The sequence below is a fragment of the Comamonas testosteroni ATCC 11996 genome, assembly GCF_000241525.1.
GTDB classification, from domain to species: domain Bacteria; phylum Pseudomonadota; class Gammaproteobacteria; order Burkholderiales; family Burkholderiaceae_C; genus Comamonas; species Comamonas testosteroni.
This window is the reverse complement of sequence record NZ_AHIL01000004.1, coordinates 1-16,912: the sequence shown is the minus strand read 5'-3', so window position 1 is coordinate 16,912 and position 16,912 is coordinate 1. Positions and strand designations below refer to the sequence as shown.

Below are 16,912 nucleotides of genomic sequence, written 5' to 3'. Positions count from 1 at the left end.
ACGCGCTGAAGGAATCCCTCAGCGCGCATCCACCAATGGGCCACCTCTGTCGGGTGGCTAAGAGAGAACTCTGTTACTTGCCGCCCAGTTGCGACTGGTACTTGGCTACGGCAGCCGTGTAGGCGGGGCTGGCCAGCAGACGCTGATATTCGGCATAGGCCTTGCGGTACTCGCTGCTGAATTCTGTTTCGACATAAGCCGCTGGCGTGGGCATATAGCCAAGGCCGGCGCGCTGGTACATCTCAAGGTCGGCCATCACTTCGGCACGACTTTTGCTGGAGGTTACGGAAGTTTGGGGGAGGTCTTGAGCCATGGCAACCGCAGCGCTGGCGGTCAGCACGGCTGCGGTCAACAAACGGGTGAGGGAGCGCATTTTCAATCCTTTCAACGGCGCAGCAGCGGGAAGAAGACCTGCCGCGTGCTGCACGTCTGAACTATGCGCCCGGCCCCCACGCGCCGTCTGTGCGTTTTCTCACGCAAAAATGCATTCCACATTATAAAAATCAATGCGCTTCTTCGAGCAGCAGCCGCAGGCCGTCGACGCGGCAAAGACGCAGATTGCGCCCTTCACGTCTGAGCAGACCCAGACGCGTGAGTCGCGACATCTCGCGTGCGACCTCTTCGCGGCTGGTGCCCAGCATCAGGGCCAGATCGTTCTGACGCGGAGCAGGCGACAGCAACGCCTCGTCGTTCTCGACGCCCGCCATCTCGGCGCGTTCCAGCAACTGGGCATGCAGACGGCCCCGCACCGTGAGGGTTCCCAGACTGACCACACGCCGCGCCAGCACCCCTGCCAGTTCGCTGAGCCGCTGAACCACCGCCCGCATGACCAGAACATCACTCATGATCAGCGCCTCTAGCTCCGCATTCGATAGCGATGCAACCAGGCTCTCATGCGTGGCCTGCACCTGCACGGAGACATGGCGAACCGGCGGCTGCGGCGCGAACGCGCCAAAAAAGAAACCGGGCTCCAGATAACCCAGAATCATGGACCGCCCGCTGGCGCTGTAGCTGCCGACACTGAGCTGGCCGTTGATCAGCATGTACATGCGTTGATCGGTATAGGCCCCGTGCAGCACCTGTCCCGACTCCAGCCGGTGCCAAAGGCATTGCCCCGCCAGCACGGACAGCCTCTCGTCGGAAAGCGACTCCAGCCAGCTCACGCTGCGCAGCCCCTGCCAGGCCACGGCTGAAACAGGGGAAGAAACCGACGACAGCTGAGGCTCGACCATGGACATGAACAACCTTGTGCAAAAAGAAATGGAAGGCCGCAGAACGCAGGGCCATGCAATGCATGACCACACAGCATAGTAAGGTGGCCGACAGCAGCCATACCTTTTTCAACGTGGCGCTGCAGCGCAGCATCGCATAGACTCGCGGGCAAATTTGCCTGCAGGCTTTTCTGCGGGGTCCAGCCATAGACAAGACCAGGAGACATCCCATGACCGCCAGCGGCACGCCTTACGGCACCATTCCCCCCTCTTCGCCCCAGCCCCAGCGCCGTCCCGTCAGCCTGCCGCGTCTGGCTCAGATGCGCGCTGCCGGTGAAAAAATCACCATGCTCACGGCCTATGACGCCACGTTTGCCGCCGTGGCCGATGCGGCCGGTGTGGAGTGCATTCTGGTCGGCGACTCGCTGGGCATGGTCTGCCAGGGCCTGCACAGCACCGTGGGGGTGACGCTTCAGGATATGGCCTATCACACGGCCAGCGTCACGCGGGGCCTGCACCGCGCCCAGGCCACGGCTTGGGTGATTGCCGACATGCCCTATGGCAGCTATGCCGAAAGTCCCGAGCAGGCCATGCGCAGCGCCTGCGAGCTGATGCAGGCCGGCGCCCATATGGTCAAGCTCGAAGGCGGCGGATGGACCGCTCCCACCGTGCGCTTTCTCGTCGATCGCGGCGTGCCCGTCTGTGCCCATCTGGGACTGACGCCGCAGACCGTGCATGCCCTGGGCGGCTATCGCGTCCAGGGCAAGGACGAGCAGGCAGCGGCCACGCTGCGCCAGCATGCGCTGGAGCTGCAGGATGCCGGAGCCGCCATGCTGGTGCTGGAGATGGTGCCCGCCGCCCTGTCCGCACAGCTGACAGAGGAGCTGCCGCTGTGCCACACCATCGGGATTGGCGCGGGCAGTGGCACGGCCGGCCAGGTTCTGGTGCTGCACGACATGCTGGGCGTGAACCTGGGCAAGATGGCCAAGTTCGTGCACAACTTCATGGCCGATGCGGGCAGTGTCAAGGGTGCCATGGAAGCCTATGTGCAAGCCGTCAAGAATGGCAGCTTCCCCGACAATGCGCTGCATGCCTGGTGAACCCGGGCCTTTGTTTTTGTCACGACTTACGCAAAACGGGCTCGGGCCGGGCGACTGCCTCAGAAGGCAGGCCGTTGTTGCATTCTTGTTTGCGTAAGTCCTATTTGTTTTCCCCCACTGTTTGAGTCATGCAAATCGTTCACACCATCGCCGACCTGCGCGCCGCCCTGGCTGGTCGCGGCCGCCCTGCTTTCGTACCCACCATGGGCAATCTGCACGAAGGCCATCTCAGCCTGGTGCGCCAGGCCCGCCAGCATGGCGACGTGACCGTGGCCAGCATCTTCGTGAACCGCCTGCAGTTTCTGCCTCACGAAGACTTCGACAGCTACCCGCGCACCTTCGATGCCGACTGCGCCAAGCTGCAAGCCGAGGGCTGCGACATCGTCTTCGCCCCCAGGGAGAAAGACCTCTACCCCGAGCCGCAGACCTTCAAGGTCCAGCCCGATGCGCAACTGGCAGATATTCTGGAGGGGCACTTCCGCCCCGGCTTCTTCACCGGCGTCTGCACCGTGGTCATGAAGCTGTTCCAGGCCGTGTTTGCCACCACGGGCGGCGGCACGGCCGTTTTCGGGCAGAAGGACTACCAGCAGCTGATGGTGATCCGCCGCATGGTGCAGCAGTTCGCCCTGCCCATAGAGATCATCGGCTGCGCCACTGCGCGCGCCGACAGCGGCCTGGCACTGAGCTCGCGCAACGGCTACCTCAGCGATGAGCAGCGTGTGCAGGCCATGGCGCTGTCGCAGGCGCTCAAGGCCCTGGCCGATGCCGCCCGCCTGGGCGGCAATCTGGCCGATCTCGAAGCGCAGGCCATGGCCGCGCTGCGTGCCAAGGGCTGGGAGCCCGACTATCTGAGCGTGCGCCAGCGCAGCGATCTGCAAGCGCCTGCCGATGCGCGCAGCGGCGATCTGGTGGCCCTGGGCGCGGCACGCCTGGGCAGCACCCGGCTCATAGACAACCTGGAGTTCTAGGAGTCCGAAGCCCTTTTAGGCGCTGTACGGCAAGGGCATGTCGGCGCTTGCCCGGTGCCTCTGTTTCAGGGCGTTCCGGTATTCAGCATCAAGAGCAATGCAGAGGCGAGGAGCACTCTCAGCACTGGTAGGAGTCCGTCGATGACCGACCGGGCAGAGCCTGCAGCGCAAGCCCCTGCCCCTTGAGCCGGCCAAACAGGCCGTCGCCCATTTCGAGCTCCAGCACAAAACCGGCATCGCTGTCAAAAGGCAGGGGCAGGCTGCGCAGGCGCTGACCAGCAATATGCAGCTGCGCTTGCCGGACACGGCCCGCTGCGGCCAGAATTCGCGTCAAATCCGCGTCCGACTCTTTGTCGGTCTGCGCAGTTTGCTTGCATATCAATAGCACAGGCTGCCACAGGCCCTCCCCGGCCCCGGCTCGGTCACCGTCCAGCAAATGGGCTGCGGAAAAGCGGATCTGCAGCACGCCGCTCTGCAGGCTGATTGCGGCGATCTCGGAATCTTCAAACTCGAAATTCATGCGCCCAAGCATAGCGCTCTGGCACCTTGGCAACAGCGGCCAGGGCCGCCGCCGCGCATACTGTCGGCCACCCCATACACCGGCATGAAAGAGGACGCCAATGAGCGAGAAACTGTATCTGGATGACCTGTACGTAGGCCAGAAGTTCGTCAGCGAGGGCTACCCGCTGGATGAGGCGCAAATCATTGCCTATGCCAGGCAGTTCGATCCCCAGGTCTTTCACCTCGACCCCGAAGCTGCCAAGCACACCTTCTTCCAGGGCCTGGCCGCCAGCGGCTGGCATACGGCCTCCATCAGCATGCTGCTGGTGACGCAAAGCATTCCCCTGGCCGACGGCGTGATCGGCGGCGGCATGGAGGAGCTGGCCTGGCCCCAGCCCACGCGCCCCGGCGACGTGCTGCAGGTGGAGTCCGAAATCGTGGAGATCATCCCCTCCCAGTCCAAACCCAACCGGGCCCTGGTGCGCGTGCTCTCCCACACCAAAAACCAGCGCGGCGAGGTGCTGCAGCGCTTCAGGCCCAAGATGGTGTGCTTCAAGCGCCCAGGCTGACCCTCACGCAGCAAAAGTGCTGGGCACTGCTTAACATCGCCCACCGGCGCTGTCTGCCCTGCATGGGCAGCGCCTCACTTGCTGCTGCGATATGAACCCCAATTTTTCCCTGAGCCGATGGCGCGCCGAATGGGCACCCAGCGTACCGCGCGAGCTGCTGGCCGGCGCCGTCGCCACATTTGCGCTGATTCCCGAGGTCATTGCCTTTTCCTTTGTCGCGGGCGTGGACCCGGCCGTGGGGCTGTATGCCTCCTTCATCATCAGCATCGTGATTGCCGTGTTCGGCGCGCGCCCGGCCATGGTCTCGGCAGCGGCCGGCTCGGTGGCCCTGGTGGCGGCTCCGCTGGTCGCCTCGCATGGTCTGCAATATCTGCTGGCAGCAGGCCTGCTGGCCGGCGTCATGCAGATCGCTTTCGGCCTGTGCAAGATGGGCTCTCTGGTGCGCTTTGTCTCCAGTTCGGTGCGCACGGGCTTCGTCAATGCGCTGGCCATTCTGATCTTTTCAGCCCAGCTGCCGCATCTGCATGGCGCCAACACCGCCACCTGGGCCATGCTGGCCCTGGGCCTGGCCCTGATCTACGGCCTGCCCTGGCTGGGACAGAGACTGCAGCTCAAGGCGCTGACCGCCATTCCCTCGCCACTGATCTGCGTGCTGGTGCTGACCCTGCTGGGCAGCTTCATGGGGCTGCCGCTAAAGACCGTGGCCGATCTGGGCCATCTGCCGGACAGCCTGCCGCTGCTGGCCCTGCCTGAGATCCCCGCGAGTCTGGAGACGCTGCGCATCATCGCCCTGCCGGCCCTGGCCATTGCCATGGTGGGCCTGCTGGAGTCGGTGCTCACGGCGGCCGTGGTGGACGACCTCACGGGCACGCCCAGCAACAAGAGCCGCGAATGCACGGGCCTGGGCCTGGCCAATGTCTCGGCCAGCCTGTTCGGCGGCATCGCGGGTTGCGGCATGATCGGCCAGGCCGTGGGCAATGTGAAATACGGCGGCCGCGGTCGTCTGTCCACCCTGTTTGCCGGGGTGTTTCTGCTGATTCTGATGGTCGCTCTCAAGCCCTGGGTGTCCCGGGTGCCGGTGATTGCTCTGGTGGCCATCATGGTCATGGTGTCGGTCTCGACCTTCGACTGGAAGTCGCTGGGCAATCTGGTGCGCCACCCGCGTCTGTCCAGCTCGGTGATGCTGGTGACGGTGATCATCACCATCGCCACCCACAATCTGGCCGCCGGCGTGGTGGCCGGCGTGCTGCTCTCAGGCGTGTTCTTCACCTTCAAGGTGGCCAATATGCTGCAGGTCCGGGGCAGCCTGGACGAGGCTGACGATCTCTATACCTGGACGGTGAGCGGTCAGGTGTTCTTTGCCTCGGCCGATGCGCTGATCGAAGCCTTCGACGTGCGTGCCGCGGCCGGCAGGCGGGCCCGCATCGATGTCAGTGGCGCTCATTTCTGGGACATCACCGCCGTGGGCGCGCTGGACAAGGTGATGGAGCGGCTGCGCCAGCATGGCTGCCGCGTGGAACTCAAGGGGCTGGATGACGCCAGTCAGCGGCTCATAGAACGCATCAGGGTCTAGGTTTGGCGGCCGGTGGCCGCTTATTTCAGGCTGGTCTGCGACAGGCGCTTGGCGTTGGCCACGGCCTTGCGGCGAATCGGCGCCAGGCTTCTGGCCGCCACCTTGTCGGCCGCCACGGGCAGCTTCTGGCCCATGGTCCAGGGGTTGCGCATCCAGGCCAGACACAGTTGCTGCTGCACCTTGAACATTTCGGCCCCCATGGTCAGCCAGGCCTGGCTGAAGGCAACCTGCTTTTCCACCACCATGCGCGTGAACTCCTTCTGATCGCGCGCAGAGAGCACCGGACCGCTGAGCGCCATGCGCGTGAGCCGGTGGTTGATGACCTGAGGCACGGCCATGCTGATGTCCAGCAGCTCGCTGGCGGTGCGGTGAGGGATGGCGGATTCAGGCATGTGTAACTCCTAGCATTCAGGCGCTTTATTGTGCACTGCAACATAGAAGTTTGCGCAAGCTCACCCGCGAAGGCCCCATCGCCGAATTCATGGCCTGTGTCCAAGCAGGCTGAGGGCCTCCTGCTCCAGTGCCGCCGTCAGCCAGGGCAGGCCCGCATCGGCGGGGCGGTGCAGCGGCAGCAGCATATGCACCTGAAACGCGATCGAGAACGCCAGCGGCCGCACCACCAGTTGCGGGCCGGCGCAGGCCCGCGCCGTCAGCGGGTTGACGATGGCCAGACCCAGGCCATGCTGGACCATGGAGCAGACGGCCACGGCGCTGGCGGTCTCCAGGCTCAGCCGGCGCTGCACGCCGGCGCGGGCAAACACCGCATCGATCTGGGCCCGGTAGGGATCGTCCCTCGCCAGGCTGATGAAGGATTCGCCTTCAAAGTCCCGCTCGCCCAGCAGCGCCTTCTGCGCCAGCGGGTGGTTGGCAGGCAGCACGGCCACTTCGTCCATGGCCGGCAAGGGCTGGCTGCGCGTGCCCGGCGGTGCATCGGCCAGCTCGGACAGGCCCAGATCGAAGCGCTGGGCCGCCATCCACTCCTGCAGCAGCGGCGCCTCCTGGGTGCTCACGCTCACGGCCACTGCGCCGTGACTGGCATGCAGACGTGCCAGCGCGCCCGGCAGCAAGGCGTGGCTGAGTGCCGGCAGGCACAGCACGCTGATGCTCGCGCCCTGCGGGCGCCCCAGCTCCACGGCACGGTCGATCACGCGCTCCAGGCCCTGCCAGCTGCGCCGCACCTCGTCCCAGAGCAGCAAGGCCCGCGCATTGGCACGCAGCCGGCCCTGCACACGCTCGAACAGCGCATAGCCAAGCAGTTGCTCCATGCGCGCCAGCTCGCGGCTCACCGTGGGCTGGGAGGTATAGAGCAACTGCGCCGCGCCGGTGACGCTGCCGGCCGTCATGACGGCACGGAACACCTCGATATGGCGATGGGTGATGCGCTGAGAAGCTTCTGAATCGGTCATGCGCAAAGCATATCAATACTGAATGATCTTCAAAAATCAAGCTATTGGACTGAATAGACACCCCCGTGCATGATGCGCAGAACTATTCCCTTTCAAGAGACCGCCATGGCAAACCCCTTCTCTCCCGCACAGCTCTGGAACCTGGCAGACCAGTACGGCACGCCGCTGTGGGTGTATGACGCCGCCACCATCCGCGAGCGCATTGCCCAGCTCAAGGCTTTCGACACCGTGCGCTTTGCCCAGAAGGCCTGCTCCAACATCCACATCCTCAAGCTCATGCGCGAGCAGGGCGTTAAGGTGGATGCGGTCTCGCGCGGCGAAGTCCTGCGTGCGCTGGCAGCCGGCTTCAAGCCCGGCTTTGGCGAGCCTGCCGACATCGTCTTCACGGCCGATGTGATGGACGAGGCCACGCTGGCCACCGTGGTGGAGCACAAGGTTCCCGTGAATGCGGGCTCCATCGACATGCTGCACCAGCTGGCTGCCGTCTCCAGGGGCCACCATGTCTGGCTGCGCATCAACCCCGGCTTCGGCCACGGCCACAGCAACAAGACCAACACCGGCGGCGAGCACAGCAAGCACGGCATCTGGCACAGCGAACTCGAAGCGGCACTGGACGCTATCAAAGCCGGCGGCCTGGTGCTGGCCGGCCTGCATATGCATATCGGCTCGGGCGTGGACTACGGCCATCTGCAGGAAGTCTGCGGCGCCATGGTCAAGCTGGTCGAGCGCACCAAGGCAGCGGGCGTGGACCTGCATGCGATTTCCGCCGGCGGCGGCCTGTCCATCCCCTATCGTGCTGGCGATGCCACCATCGACACCAACCACTACCACGGCCTGTGGGATGCGGCGCGCAAGCAGGCAGAAGGCATCGTGGGCCACAGTCTGGGACTGGAGCTCGAGCCCGGCCGCTTCCTGGTGGCCGAATCCGGCGTGCTGCTGGGCACCGTGCGCGCCACCAAGAATGCGGGCAGCAACCACTTCGTGCTGGTCGATACCGGCTTCAACGAGCTGATGCGCCCCAGCATGTACGGCAGCTACCACGGCATGGAAGTGCTGCGCCGCGACGGCCAGAGCCTGCCCGCGCAGGACAGCGTGGTGGCCGGCCCGCTGTGCGAATCGGGCGATGTCTTCACCCAGGGCGACGGCGGCGTGGTGCTGCCCCGCTCGCTGGCCGGCGCCAGCGTGGGCGACCTGCTGGTGATTCACGACACGGGCGCCTATGGCAGCTCCATGTCCAGCAACTACAACACCCGCCCGCTGGCCGCCGAAGTGCTGGTCGATGGCGCGCAGAGCCAGCTGATTCGCCGTCGCCAGACGGTGGAAGAACTGCTGGCTCTGGAGATTGGTTTGTAACTCCCCCTGAGCCGCTTGCCTGGGCGGCCCCGCGCCTTCCCCTGGCCGGGCGCCCCTCTCTTTACGCGCTGCGCGCCAAGGGAGGGGGACGACAGCATCGCTGGGGCAGCCCTAGCTGCGGGGCGGCGCGGCCGGCTAGGCCCTTGCTTGCTGCCCCTTATCCTCAAGTCGCGCCCTGCTGTCAAGCTGCTCTTTACTTTTAATAGCAGCTAGCGTTTATTCATCAGGGGCTTCAGGCCAAAAATGGTCTGAAATCTGCTTTCTCCAGGCACCGCCCAGTGCCCGGCAAGTTCTTCCATGTCACAGCACTCCGCCCCTTCAGTTCATCGCCATACGCTGACGGGCATCGGCTTCACGGTGCTGGCCTGCGCCTGTTTTTCGATACTCGATACGGGCTCCAAATATGCGGGCGCCCTGCTGCCGCTGCTGATGGCTCTGTGGCTGCGCTATGCGCTGCAGTCGGCGCTGACCGTGGGCTTTGGCGTGGCTCGCCATGGACTGGACATCTTTCACACCCGGCGCCCGGGTTTTCAGTTTCTGCGCGCCATTCTGTTTTGCCTGAGCAATGCGCTGGCCATGCTCAGCCTGCGCTATCTGCCGCTGGCGGAGTTCACGGCCATCGTGGCGCTGACGCCGCTGGCCCTGACCTTGCTGGCCGCGCTCTGGCTGGGGCAGCAGGTCAGCCCCTTGCGCTGGGTGCTGGTGGCGCTGGGCTTTGCGGGCACGCTGGTCATCCTGCGGCCGGGCGGCGGCCAGTTCAGCGGCTGGGCCCTGGTCTGGCCTGCGCTGCAGCTGCTGGCCAACACCGCCTATCAGATTCTGAGCAGCCGCATGGCGGGCAAGGAGCGCCCGCTGACCACACAGATCTACACCAGCCTGCTGGCCCTGAGCCTGACCTGCATGGCCCTGCCCTGGGTCTGGCAGTTGCCGGACAGCGCCGCGCTCTGGCTGGCCGCGATTGCCATGGGCGCAGGCAGCGCCGTCGGACATCTGATGCTGCTCAAGGCCTATGAAAAAGCCGAGCCTGCGACCATCACGCCGTTTCTCTACAGCCAGATTCCCTGCGCGCTGCTGGCCGGCTGGCTGGTCTATGGCCATATCCCCGACCAATGGGCCGTGCTGGGCATGCTCCTCATTGCGCTGTGCGGGGCGGCGAGCGCCTGGCTCAGCATCAGAGAGACGAAGTAGCGGGCCTGAATCCAACGACCGGCGTCATAGAAAACAATAGCTGCTACTGCCTATATCCATTGATTTTCAGATAGAAAGACATCTGAAATCTATAAATATCAAGCGATTGCAGCTATCGTTTTATTGCCTTAGTGCCTTATTCGCCGCGCGGATCACGCACCATCAGGTGCTGCACAGCTTCGGTGACCGGCAACTGGCCGTCCAGCAGGGCCACCACGGTTTCGGTGATGGGCATTTCCACGCCGACCTGACGTGCCCGGGCGAGCACGGTGCGGGCGCTGTACACGCCCTCGGCCACATGGCCCAGCGATGTCACGGCCTGCTCCAGGCTCTTGCCTTCGGCCAGCAACAGACCCACCTTGCGGTTGCGCGAGAGATCGCCGGTCGCAGTCAGCACCAGATCGCCAAGGCCGGACAGGCCCATGAAGGTCTCGGCGCGCGCGCCCAGCGCCACTCCCAGACGCGTCATCTCGGCCAGGCCGCGCGTGACCAGTGCCGCGCGCGCGTTCAGCCCCAGCTGCAGACCATCGCAAAGACCCGTGGCAATGGCCAGCACATTCTTGACGGCTCCGCCCACTTCCACGCCCACGATGTCGTTATTGGCATAGACGCGCATGGCCTCGCCGTGAAAGGCCGACACCAGCAGCTCGCTCACGCCCTCATGGGCGCTGGCTGCCACCAGAGCCGTAGGCTGCTGGCGTGCCACCTCGGCCGCAAAGCTGGGGCCGCTGAGGGCACCGCTTTGCAGCTGCGGCGCCACCTGCTGGCAGACTTCATGCGCCATCAACCCATAGCTGCCGGCAGGAGCATCGGCGGCCACGGCCTCGAAGCCCTTGCACAGCCAGACCACGGGCCGGCGGCAATCCTTGAGCTGGCCCAGCCACTGGCGCAGCGCCGCCATGGGCGTGCCCAGCACGATCAGATCGGCATCCGCCACATGGTCCATCACATCGCCACCGACCACCGTGAGCGCATCCGGAAAGCGGATGCCGGGCAGATAGCGGCTGTTGGCACGCTCGGCCTGCATGAGCTGCGCCTGCGCCGGATCCCGCGCCCAGAGGCTGACGCGATCCTGGTCCTTATGGGTGGCCGCGCTGATGGCCATGGCCGTACCCCAGGCGCCAGCGCCGATGACAAGAATTTTCATACCTGAATTTTGATAGCAGTTTGCGCACAACCCACAAGAAAAAGAGGCCTCTAGGGCCTCTTTTTGCCTGGCTGCCGATTCTTGCACATCGCAGGAATCAGCAATTGCCGTCAGCTTACTGGGGCAGCTGGCCTTCGGCCTGTGCTGCGGCAGCCGCTTGCTGCTGCTCGTACATGGCCTGGAAGTTGATTTCGGCCAGGTGCACGGGAGGGAAGCCGGCGCGGGTCACCACGTCGGCCACGTTGCCGCGCAGATAGGGGTAGATGATCTGGGGGCAGGCAATGCCGATCACGCCGCCCATCTGGTCTTCAGGCACGTTGCGGATTTCGAAGATGCCGGCCTGCTTGGCTTCGACCAGGAACACGGTCTTGTCCTGAATCTTGGTCTGAACCGTGGCGGTCACGGCCACTTCGTAGACGCCTTCAGCCACGGGGGTGGCTTCCACGCCCAGCTGGATGTCCACGCTGGGCTGCTCCTGCTCCAGCAGGATGGCGGGAGAGTTGGGCTGCTCCAGGGACAGGTCCTTCAGATACACGCGCTGGATCTGGAACACGGGGCTGTTGTCTTGTTCGGCCATGATGAGCTTGGTCTTTCAGAAAAATCTTGAGAGGGAAATGAAAATGCCTGCACGCAGGATCAGCACGCAGCTATCCTCACAGCAGGCATTTCCCAGAAAATAGCACTTGGCATTATGCAGTGGCCGCCCATGGCTGCATCCTGGCAGCCGGCACAAAGTGCAAATTCATGTCCTGGGACAACATGGGCGGCGCAGATGCGTCAGCCTTGCAGCAGAGGCAGCAGACCGCCCTTGGCATCGAGTGCCATCAGATCGTCGCAGCCGCCCACATGGGTCTCGCCAATGAAGATCTGGGGCACGGTGCGGCGGCCCGTGGTCTTCATCATGTGATCGCGGGCGGCGGTATCGAAGTCGATGCGCACCTCTTCGATCTGCTCCACGCCCTTGGATTGGAGAATCTGCTTGGCACGGATGCAATAAGGGCAGACGGCGGTGGTGTACATCTTCACGGCTTGCATGGGCAACTTCCTCGGTGTTTTTGCAATGCCGCATGCAGCGCTGCATGCGTCAGGGTTCTCAGTTGAGGCCGGATCAGGCTTTTTCAACCGGCAGGCCGGCATCGCGCCAGGCCTTCATGCCACCAGCCAGTGCCTGGGCCTTTTCGTAACCCAGCTTCTTGGCTACGGCTTCGGCACGCGCGGCGCGGGCGCCCGTTGCACAGACCAGCACCACGGGCAGCTGCTTGTTCTTGACGGTGGTGGGCAGCTTTTCTTCCAACTGGCTCAGCGGCAGATTCCTGGCGCCGTTGACATGGCCGGCGGCAAACTCTTCGGGCTCGCAGACGTCCAGCACCACGGCTTTTTCGCGGTTGATCAGGTGCACAGCAGCCGCTGCCGACAGCGAACCACCTGTGGCCCCACGCAGTGCGGGCAGCAGCAGCATCACACCCGAAGCCACGGCAATCAGGATCAAATACCAGTTATCAATGATGAATTTCACGTCATTCCTTGGGATGGCAAACCGAACGATTTTAGAGGCAGGCCAGCCTGCGGGCCGCAGCCGCGGGCCACAAACCTGCAGCCCGCAAGCCCATCGCCCCGGTTGACGCGCCCTGGGCTGCAAGTGGGCGCTGCGCACAATCCCCGAAGCTCGCTACAGGAATAGCGGGCAGGCAGGCGCCGGATCGGCCCGGCTTACCTTGCCTCGAGCCCGGACAAAGCCCAGCCTCTAAAATGCACGCTTTTGACTTTGTGTCATTACTGCTTTGCTACTTTGAGAGAATCCATGTACAAGCTCGTTCTGATCCGCCACGGTGAATCCACCTGGAACCTTGAAAACCGCTTCACCGGCTGGACCGATGTGGATCTGACTGCCACCGGCGTCGAACAGGCCAAGAAGGCCGGCCAACTGCTCAAGGCAGAAGGCTATGACTTCGATGTGGCCTATACCAGCGTGCTCAAGCGCGCCATCCGTACCCTGTGGCATGTGCAGGATGAAATGGACCGCACCTGGCTGCCCGTGGTGCATAGCTGGCGTCTTAACGAACGCCACTACGGCGGTCTGCAGGGTCTGAACAAGGCCGATATGGCCAAGCAGTACGGCGACGAACAAGTGCTGGTCTGGCGCCGCAGCTACGATGTGCCGCCTCCCGCACTGGAAGCCACCGACCCCCGCAGCGAACGCAGCGATGTGCGCTACGCCAAGCTGCAGCCCGAGCAGATCCCGCTGACCGAGTGCCTCAAAGACACGGTTGCCCGCGTTGTGCCGTTCTGGGACGAGTCCATCGCCCCCGCCATCAAGGCCGGCAAGCGCGTGGTGGTTGCTGCTCACGGCAACTCCATCCGCGCCCTGATCAAGTATCTGGACAACATCGCAGACGACAAGATCGTGGGCGTGAACGTGCCCAACGGCATTCCTCTGGTCTATGAGCTGGACGCCGATCTCAAGCCCATCCGCCATTACTATCTGGGCGACGCCGAAGCCGCCGCCAAGGCTGCAGCGGCAGTTGCGGCCCAGGGCAAGGCCTGAGACCTATTCACCGCCGGTCCAGCCTGAACCGGGCTGATACGGCAAAAGGCCTATGGAACCTCATAGGCCTTCCACCGTCCAAGGTGTATATTGCGAATGGTTTAAGGGGTGCTATGGGTCAAAAAATCAAAATTGCAGGCTGGATCTCTGTGGGCGTGGTCGCCGGTGCGTTGACCACCGTATCCCTGCAGACGCTGGCTCGCGGGGGTGTGACACCTCTGCCACTTGAAGAAATCCAGCAGTTATCGGCCGTCTTCGGCCTGATCAAGACCGATTACGTGGAGCAGGTCAGCGACAAGAAGCTGATCACCGACGCCATCTCCGGCATGGTCTCCAGCCTGGACCCTCACTCCCAGTACTTCGACAAGAAGACCTACAAAGAATTCAAGGAAGGCACTTCCGGCAAGTTCGTTGGCGTCGGCATCGAGATCACCATGGAAGACGGGCTGATCAAGATCGTCTCTCCCATCGAAGGCTCGCCCGCTTTCCGCGCCGGCCTCAAGACCGGCGACCTGATCACCAAGATCGACGACACGGCCGTCAAGGGCCTGACGCTCAATGACGCTGTCAAGCGCATGCGCGGTGAACCCAATACCAAGGTGCGCCTGAACATCCTGCGCAAGGATGAAAGCCGCAGCTTCCCCGTCACCATCACCCGTGAAGAGATCAAGACCCAGTCGGTCAAGGGCAAGGTGATCGAGCCCGGCTACGCCTGGATCCGCCTGAGCCAGTTCCAGGAACGCACCGTGGACGACTTTGTGCGCAAGGTCGAGGAAATCTACAAGCAGGAGCCCAATCTCAAGGGCCTGGTGCTGGACCTGCGCAACGATCCCGGCGGTTTGCTGGATGCGGCCGTAGCCATCTCTGCGGCCTTCCTGCCCCCCGATGTGCCCGTGGTCTCCACCAACGGCCAGCTGGCCGAAAGCAAGGCTGTCTACAAGGCATCGCCCGAGTTCTACGCCCAGCGCGGTTTTGGCGACCCCTTGCAACGCCTGCCTGCGGCCCTCAAAAAGCTGCCTCTGGTGGTGCTGGTCAACGAAGGCTCGGCCTCGGCCAGCGAAATCGTGGCCGGAGCTCTGCAAGATCACAAGCGCGCTACCGTCATGGGCAGCCAGTCCTTTGGCAAGGGGTCGGTGCAAACCGTGCGCCCTCTGGGGCCCGATACGGCTCTCAAGCTGACGACGGCGCGCTACTACACACCTAGCGGAAAATCCATTCAGGCCAAGGGTATCGTGCCCGATGTGATGGTGGATGAGACTGCTGACGGCGATCTGTTTGCTGCATTGAGCATGCGTGAAGCAGACCTTGAAAAGCATTTGTCCAGCGGACAGGGTGCGGAGGTCAAGAACGATTCACTTGAAAAGGCCCGCGAGGAAGCCCGCAAACGCCTGGAAGAGGAAGCCAAGAAGCCAGCCGCCGAACGCCGCCTGCCGGAGTTCGGGTCTGAAAAGGACTTTCAGCTGCAACAGGCACTGAACAAGCTCAAGGGCCAGCCCGTCAAGGTCAGCAAAACCCTGACAGAGCGCAAAATCGAAGAGAAGCCCGGAGACGCGACGGCTGCAGACAAAAAGCCCGCTGACAAGAAAGCGCCCGAAAAAGGCGAATCCGACAAGAGCAAAAAATAAGCACCGGGTTATGGGACCCGCTCAAAATCAGCCGGGCTTGCCCGGCTTTTTTCTTGGAACCATGGAAGCAAACCGATGAATGACGATCAATTGCTACGCTATTCCCGTCACATCATGCTCGACGAAATCGGCATCGAAGGCCAGGAGCGCATTCTGGCGGCGCATGCAGTGATCATTGGAGCCGGCGGCTTGGGCTCGCCTGCCGCACTTTATCTGGGCTCGGCAGGTGTGGGGCGCATCACCATCGTCGACAACGACGTCGTGGACATGACCAATCTGCAGCGCCAGATTGCCCACACGACCGAACGCATAGGCATGCCCAAGGTGGAATCGATCCGCACGGCCGTACATGCCATCAATCCCGGAATCGAGATCCGCTGCATCCAGCAGCGTGCAACCGAGACCCTGCTCGACGAGCTGCTGCCCGAGGCCAGCATCGTGCTCGACTGCACCGACAACTACAAGACCCGCCAGACCATCAATGCGGCTTGCGTACGCCACGGCGTACCCCTGGTCGAAGGAGCGGCCATCCGTGTCGATGGCCAGCTGATGGTCATTGATCCACGCAACCCCGACAGCCCATGCTATGCATGCGTCTTTCCGCCGGAGGCTGAATTCGAAGAGGTTCAGTGCTCAACCATGGGGGTCTTTGCTCCGCTGGTCGGACTGATCGGCACCCAGCAAGCTGCAGAAGCACTGAAGCTGATTGTCGGTTTTGGCCGATCTTCTGTCGGACAACTTCAAATGCTTGATGCACGTTCCATGGAGTGGAGTAGGATGAAAATTGCTAGGGTTAAAACCTGTGATATCTGCGGAACGCCGAACACAAATTACAAAAAATAACAATACAATGATTTTTTCATGGGCCGTAATTGATTTTCCACATTGAGAATTGAAATGACTCTCACCGCTTGATCCTTGGCGTCCACCTCATCAGCTTGCTACCGTCGTGAAACTGCGTACTTTTTTTGTTGAAGACAATCCCACGATTCGCGACAACCTGATTGCGACGATGGCGGAGCTTGCCGATGTGGAAGCGGTAGGGGTGGCAGAGACCGAAGCCGATGCTGTACGCTGGCTCAGCCACAACCCTGACGCCTGGGATCTGGTCATCGTGGACCTGTTCCTGCGCGAGGGCAGCGGTCTGGGCATCGTCACAAGCCTTCAACATCGACCACAGCAGAAAAAGCTGCTCGTGTTGAGCAATTACGCGACGGCCGATATACGACAGCGCTGCCTTGAACTCAGCGCAGATGCCGTATTTGACAAATCCAACGAAATAGATTCACTTATCGATTTCTGTATTGATTTGAATACCAGTAAATCTTGAAAATAACGCAAAATAAAAAAGGCTTGAATATTTCAAGCCTTTTTTATTTGAGCATCCATTAATCGATCAGTCGATTTTTCAACGCATAGTATGTCAAGTCGCTATTTGAGGAAAGGCCCATTTTTTCCATGAGTCTTGTCCGGTAAGTACTCACTGTTTTCACGCTCAACGAAAGCGATTTGGCAATGTCTCCAGCCGTCTCGCCGCGCGCAAGCTTCAGGAACACCTGAAACTCACGCTCCGACAATTGCTCGTGTGCCGGAACGTCATCCTTGCGGTTGAGTTGCTGGGCCAAAAGATCTGCAACTGCCGGTGTCAGGTAGCGCCTTCCCAGAGCCACCGTCCGGATGGCCTCTGCAATATCCTGAGGGTCGCACTCCTTGTTGAGATATCCGC

At 62.6% G+C, this 16,912-nt stretch carries 20 protein-coding genes; 10 read left to right on the top strand and 10 right to left on the bottom strand.

Features of this window, described 5'->3' with window-relative positions; genetic code table 11:
• Positions 1 to 73 precede the first annotated feature (73 nt).
• The gene (locus tag CTATCC11996_RS02485) at positions 74 to 373 is read right to left on the bottom strand and encodes a DUF4148 domain-containing protein (RefSeq protein WP_003072678.1); all 300 of its coding nucleotides are present in this window, start codon (positions 371 to 373) and stop codon (positions 74 to 76) included.
• A 130-nt stretch (positions 374 to 503) separates the two neighbouring features.
• Entirely contained in the window at positions 504 to 1,238 is a 735-nt protein-coding gene (locus CTATCC11996_RS02480) for a Crp/Fnr family transcriptional regulator (protein ID WP_003072676.1), read from the bottom strand.
• Between the two features lie 203 nt (positions 1,239 to 1,441).
• On the opposite strand from CTATCC11996_RS02480, the gene panB reads away from it, so the two are divergent.
• Positions 1,442 to 2,311 carry a 3-methyl-2-oxobutanoate hydroxymethyltransferase gene (gene panB / locus CTATCC11996_RS02475; RefSeq protein WP_003072672.1) on the top strand — a complete coding sequence of 290 codons (870 nt, stop codon included), beginning with the start codon at positions 1,442 to 1,444 and terminating at the stop codon, positions 2,309 to 2,311.
• Between the two features lie 128 nt (positions 2,312 to 2,439).
• Positions 2,440 to 3,279 carry a pantoate--beta-alanine ligase gene (gene panC, locus CTATCC11996_RS02470; RefSeq protein WP_003072670.1) on the top strand — a complete coding sequence of 280 codons (840 nt, stop codon included), beginning with the start codon at positions 2,440 to 2,442 and terminating at the stop codon, positions 3,277 to 3,279.
• A gap of 118 nt (positions 3,280 to 3,397) precedes the next feature.
• On the opposite strand, the gene CTATCC11996_RS02465 is transcribed toward panC, so the two are convergent.
• Positions 3,398 to 3,799, bottom strand: a complete 402-nt coding sequence (locus tag CTATCC11996_RS02465) for a hypothetical protein (protein ID WP_034348087.1) — start codon at positions 3,797 to 3,799, stop codon at positions 3,398 to 3,400.
• 100 nt (positions 3,800 to 3,899) lie between these two features.
• Between CTATCC11996_RS02465 and CTATCC11996_RS02460 the strand changes: the two genes are divergently transcribed.
• On the top strand, positions 3,900 to 4,349 hold the full coding sequence (locus tag CTATCC11996_RS02460; RefSeq protein ID WP_003072667.1) for a MaoC family dehydratase: 450 nt from the start codon (positions 3,900 to 3,902) through the stop codon (positions 4,347 to 4,349).
• Positions 4,350 to 4,440: 91 nt separating this feature from the next.
• The gene (locus CTATCC11996_RS02455) at positions 4,441 to 5,922 is read left to right on the top strand and encodes a SulP family inorganic anion transporter (protein WP_003072665.1); all 1,482 of its coding nucleotides are present in this window, start codon (positions 4,441 to 4,443) and stop codon (positions 5,920 to 5,922) included.
• Positions 5,923 to 5,942: 20 nt separating this feature from the next.
• Here CTATCC11996_RS02455 and CTATCC11996_RS02450 read toward each other — a convergent pair whose 3' ends face one another.
• Positions 5,943 to 6,314, bottom strand: a complete 372-nt coding sequence (locus tag CTATCC11996_RS02450) for a polyhydroxyalkanoate granule-associated phasin (RefSeq protein WP_003072662.1) — start codon at positions 6,312 to 6,314, stop codon at positions 5,943 to 5,945.
• Positions 6,315 to 6,401: 87 nt separating this feature from the next.
• On the bottom strand, positions 6,402 to 7,328 hold the full coding sequence (locus tag CTATCC11996_RS02445) for a LysR family transcriptional regulator (RefSeq protein WP_003072660.1): 927 nt from the start codon (positions 7,326 to 7,328) through the stop codon (positions 6,402 to 6,404).
• 105 nt (positions 7,329 to 7,433) lie between these two features.
• On the opposite strand from CTATCC11996_RS02445, the gene lysA reads away from it, so the two are divergent.
• The gene (gene lysA, locus CTATCC11996_RS02440) at positions 7,434 to 8,681 is read left to right on the top strand and encodes a diaminopimelate decarboxylase (RefSeq protein ID WP_003072659.1); all 1,248 of its coding nucleotides are present in this window, start codon (positions 7,434 to 7,436) and stop codon (positions 8,679 to 8,681) included.
• A 297-nt stretch (positions 8,682 to 8,978) separates the two neighbouring features.
• Complete coding sequence (locus CTATCC11996_RS02435) at positions 8,979 to 9,869, top strand: DMT family transporter (protein ID WP_003072657.1); 891 nt, start codon at positions 8,979 to 8,981, stop codon at positions 9,867 to 9,869.
• Positions 9,870 to 10,005: 136 nt separating this feature from the next.
• Here CTATCC11996_RS02435 and CTATCC11996_RS02430 read toward each other — a convergent pair whose 3' ends face one another.
• From CTATCC11996_RS02430 to CTATCC11996_RS02415, 4 genes are all read right to left on the bottom strand, one after another.
• Entirely contained in the window at positions 10,006 to 11,016 is a 1,011-nt protein-coding gene (locus CTATCC11996_RS02430; protein WP_003072656.1) for an NAD(P)H-dependent glycerol-3-phosphate dehydrogenase, read from the bottom strand.
• Between the two features lie 115 nt (positions 11,017 to 11,131).
• Complete coding sequence (gene secB / locus CTATCC11996_RS02425; RefSeq protein WP_003066740.1) at positions 11,132 to 11,593, bottom strand: protein-export chaperone SecB; 462 nt, start codon at positions 11,591 to 11,593, stop codon at positions 11,132 to 11,134.
• 200 nt (positions 11,594 to 11,793) lie between these two features.
• The gene (grxC, locus tag CTATCC11996_RS02420) at positions 11,794 to 12,051 is read right to left on the bottom strand and encodes a glutaredoxin 3 (protein WP_003072654.1); all 258 of its coding nucleotides are present in this window, start codon (positions 12,049 to 12,051) and stop codon (positions 11,794 to 11,796) included.
• 73 nt (positions 12,052 to 12,124) lie between these two features.
• Positions 12,125 to 12,532: a rhodanese-like domain-containing protein gene (locus CTATCC11996_RS02415; protein WP_003051897.1), complete on the bottom strand. Its 408-nt coding sequence runs from the start codon at positions 12,530 to 12,532 to the stop codon at positions 12,125 to 12,127.
• Between the two features lie 285 nt (positions 12,533 to 12,817).
• On the opposite strand from CTATCC11996_RS02415, the gene gpmA reads away from it, so the two are divergent.
• The 4 genes from gpmA to CTATCC11996_RS02395 all read left to right on the top strand — a co-directional run bounded on the left by gpmA (position 12,818) and on the right by CTATCC11996_RS02395 (position 16,516).
• The gene (gene gpmA, locus CTATCC11996_RS02410; protein WP_003072651.1) at positions 12,818 to 13,561 is read left to right on the top strand and encodes a 2,3-diphosphoglycerate-dependent phosphoglycerate mutase; all 744 of its coding nucleotides are present in this window, start codon (positions 12,818 to 12,820) and stop codon (positions 13,559 to 13,561) included.
• 113 nt (positions 13,562 to 13,674) lie between these two features.
• Positions 13,675 to 15,186, top strand: coding sequence for a S41 family peptidase (locus tag CTATCC11996_RS02405; RefSeq protein ID WP_003072649.1), 1,512 nt, complete (start codon positions 13,675 to 13,677; stop codon positions 15,184 to 15,186).
• A 75-nt stretch (positions 15,187 to 15,261) separates the two neighbouring features.
• Positions 15,262 to 16,029 carry a HesA/MoeB/ThiF family protein gene (locus tag CTATCC11996_RS02400; protein ID WP_003072647.1) on the top strand — a complete coding sequence of 256 codons (768 nt, stop codon included), beginning with the start codon at positions 15,262 to 15,264 and terminating at the stop codon, positions 16,027 to 16,029.
• Positions 16,030 to 16,135: 106 nt separating this feature from the next.
• Complete coding sequence (locus tag CTATCC11996_RS02395) at positions 16,136 to 16,516, top strand: response regulator (protein ID WP_003072645.1); 381 nt, start codon at positions 16,136 to 16,138, stop codon at positions 16,514 to 16,516.
• A 58-nt stretch (positions 16,517 to 16,574) separates the two neighbouring features.
• Here CTATCC11996_RS02395 and CTATCC11996_RS02390 read toward each other — a convergent pair.
• Positions 16,575 to 16,912, bottom strand: a 338-nt coding sequence (locus CTATCC11996_RS02390) for a LuxR C-terminal-related transcriptional regulator (protein WP_003072642.1), incomplete at its 5' end; no start/stop codon positions are given.

Excerpts from the sequence above, each read along its gene's own strand:
- grxC (WP_003072654.1), bottom strand. The coding sequence starts at position 12,051 with ATGCAAGCCGTGAAGATGTACACCACCGCCGTCTGCCCTTATTGCATC.
- CTATCC11996_RS02465 (WP_034348087.1), bottom strand. The coding sequence starts at position 3,799 with ATGAATTTCGAGTTTGAAGATTCCGAGATCGCCGCAATCAGCCTGCAG.
- lysA (WP_003072659.1), top strand. The coding sequence starts at position 7,434 with ATGGCAAACCCCTTCTCTCCCGCACAGCTCTGGAACCTGGCAGACCAG.
- CTATCC11996_RS02430 (WP_003072656.1), bottom strand. The coding sequence starts at position 11,016 with ATGAAAATTCTTGTCATCGGCGCTGGCGCCTGGGGTACGGCCATGGCC.
- CTATCC11996_RS02445 (WP_003072660.1), bottom strand. The coding sequence starts at position 7,328 with ATGACCGATTCAGAAGCTTCTCAGCGCATCACCCATCGCCATATCGAG.
- CTATCC11996_RS02405 (WP_003072649.1), top strand. The coding sequence starts at position 13,675 with ATGGGTCAAAAAATCAAAATTGCAGGCTGGATCTCTGTGGGCGTGGTC.
- gpmA (WP_003072651.1), top strand. The coding sequence starts at position 12,818 with ATGTACAAGCTCGTTCTGATCCGCCACGGTGAATCCACCTGGAACCTT.
- CTATCC11996_RS02455 (WP_003072665.1), top strand. The coding sequence starts at position 4,441 with ATGAACCCCAATTTTTCCCTGAGCCGATGGCGCGCCGAATGGGCACCC.
- CTATCC11996_RS02435 (WP_003072657.1), top strand. The coding sequence starts at position 8,979 with ATGTCACAGCACTCCGCCCCTTCAGTTCATCGCCATACGCTGACGGGC.
- panB (WP_003072672.1), top strand. The coding sequence starts at position 1,442 with ATGACCGCCAGCGGCACGCCTTACGGCACCATTCCCCCCTCTTCGCCC.
- CTATCC11996_RS02460 (WP_003072667.1), top strand. The coding sequence starts at position 3,900 with ATGAGCGAGAAACTGTATCTGGATGACCTGTACGTAGGCCAGAAGTTC.
- CTATCC11996_RS02480 (WP_003072676.1), bottom strand. The coding sequence starts at position 1,238 with ATGTCCATGGTCGAGCCTCAGCTGTCGTCGGTTTCTTCCCCTGTTTCA.
- panC (WP_003072670.1), top strand. The coding sequence starts at position 2,440 with ATGCAAATCGTTCACACCATCGCCGACCTGCGCGCCGCCCTGGCTGGT.
- CTATCC11996_RS02485 (WP_003072678.1), bottom strand. The coding sequence starts at position 373 with ATGCGCTCCCTCACCCGTTTGTTGACCGCAGCCGTGCTGACCGCCAGC.
- CTATCC11996_RS02450 (WP_003072662.1), bottom strand. The coding sequence starts at position 6,314 with ATGCCTGAATCCGCCATCCCTCACCGCACCGCCAGCGAGCTGCTGGAC.
- CTATCC11996_RS02400 (WP_003072647.1), top strand. The coding sequence starts at position 15,262 with ATGAATGACGATCAATTGCTACGCTATTCCCGTCACATCATGCTCGAC.
- secB (WP_003066740.1), bottom strand. The coding sequence starts at position 11,593 with ATGGCCGAACAAGACAACAGCCCCGTGTTCCAGATCCAGCGCGTGTAT.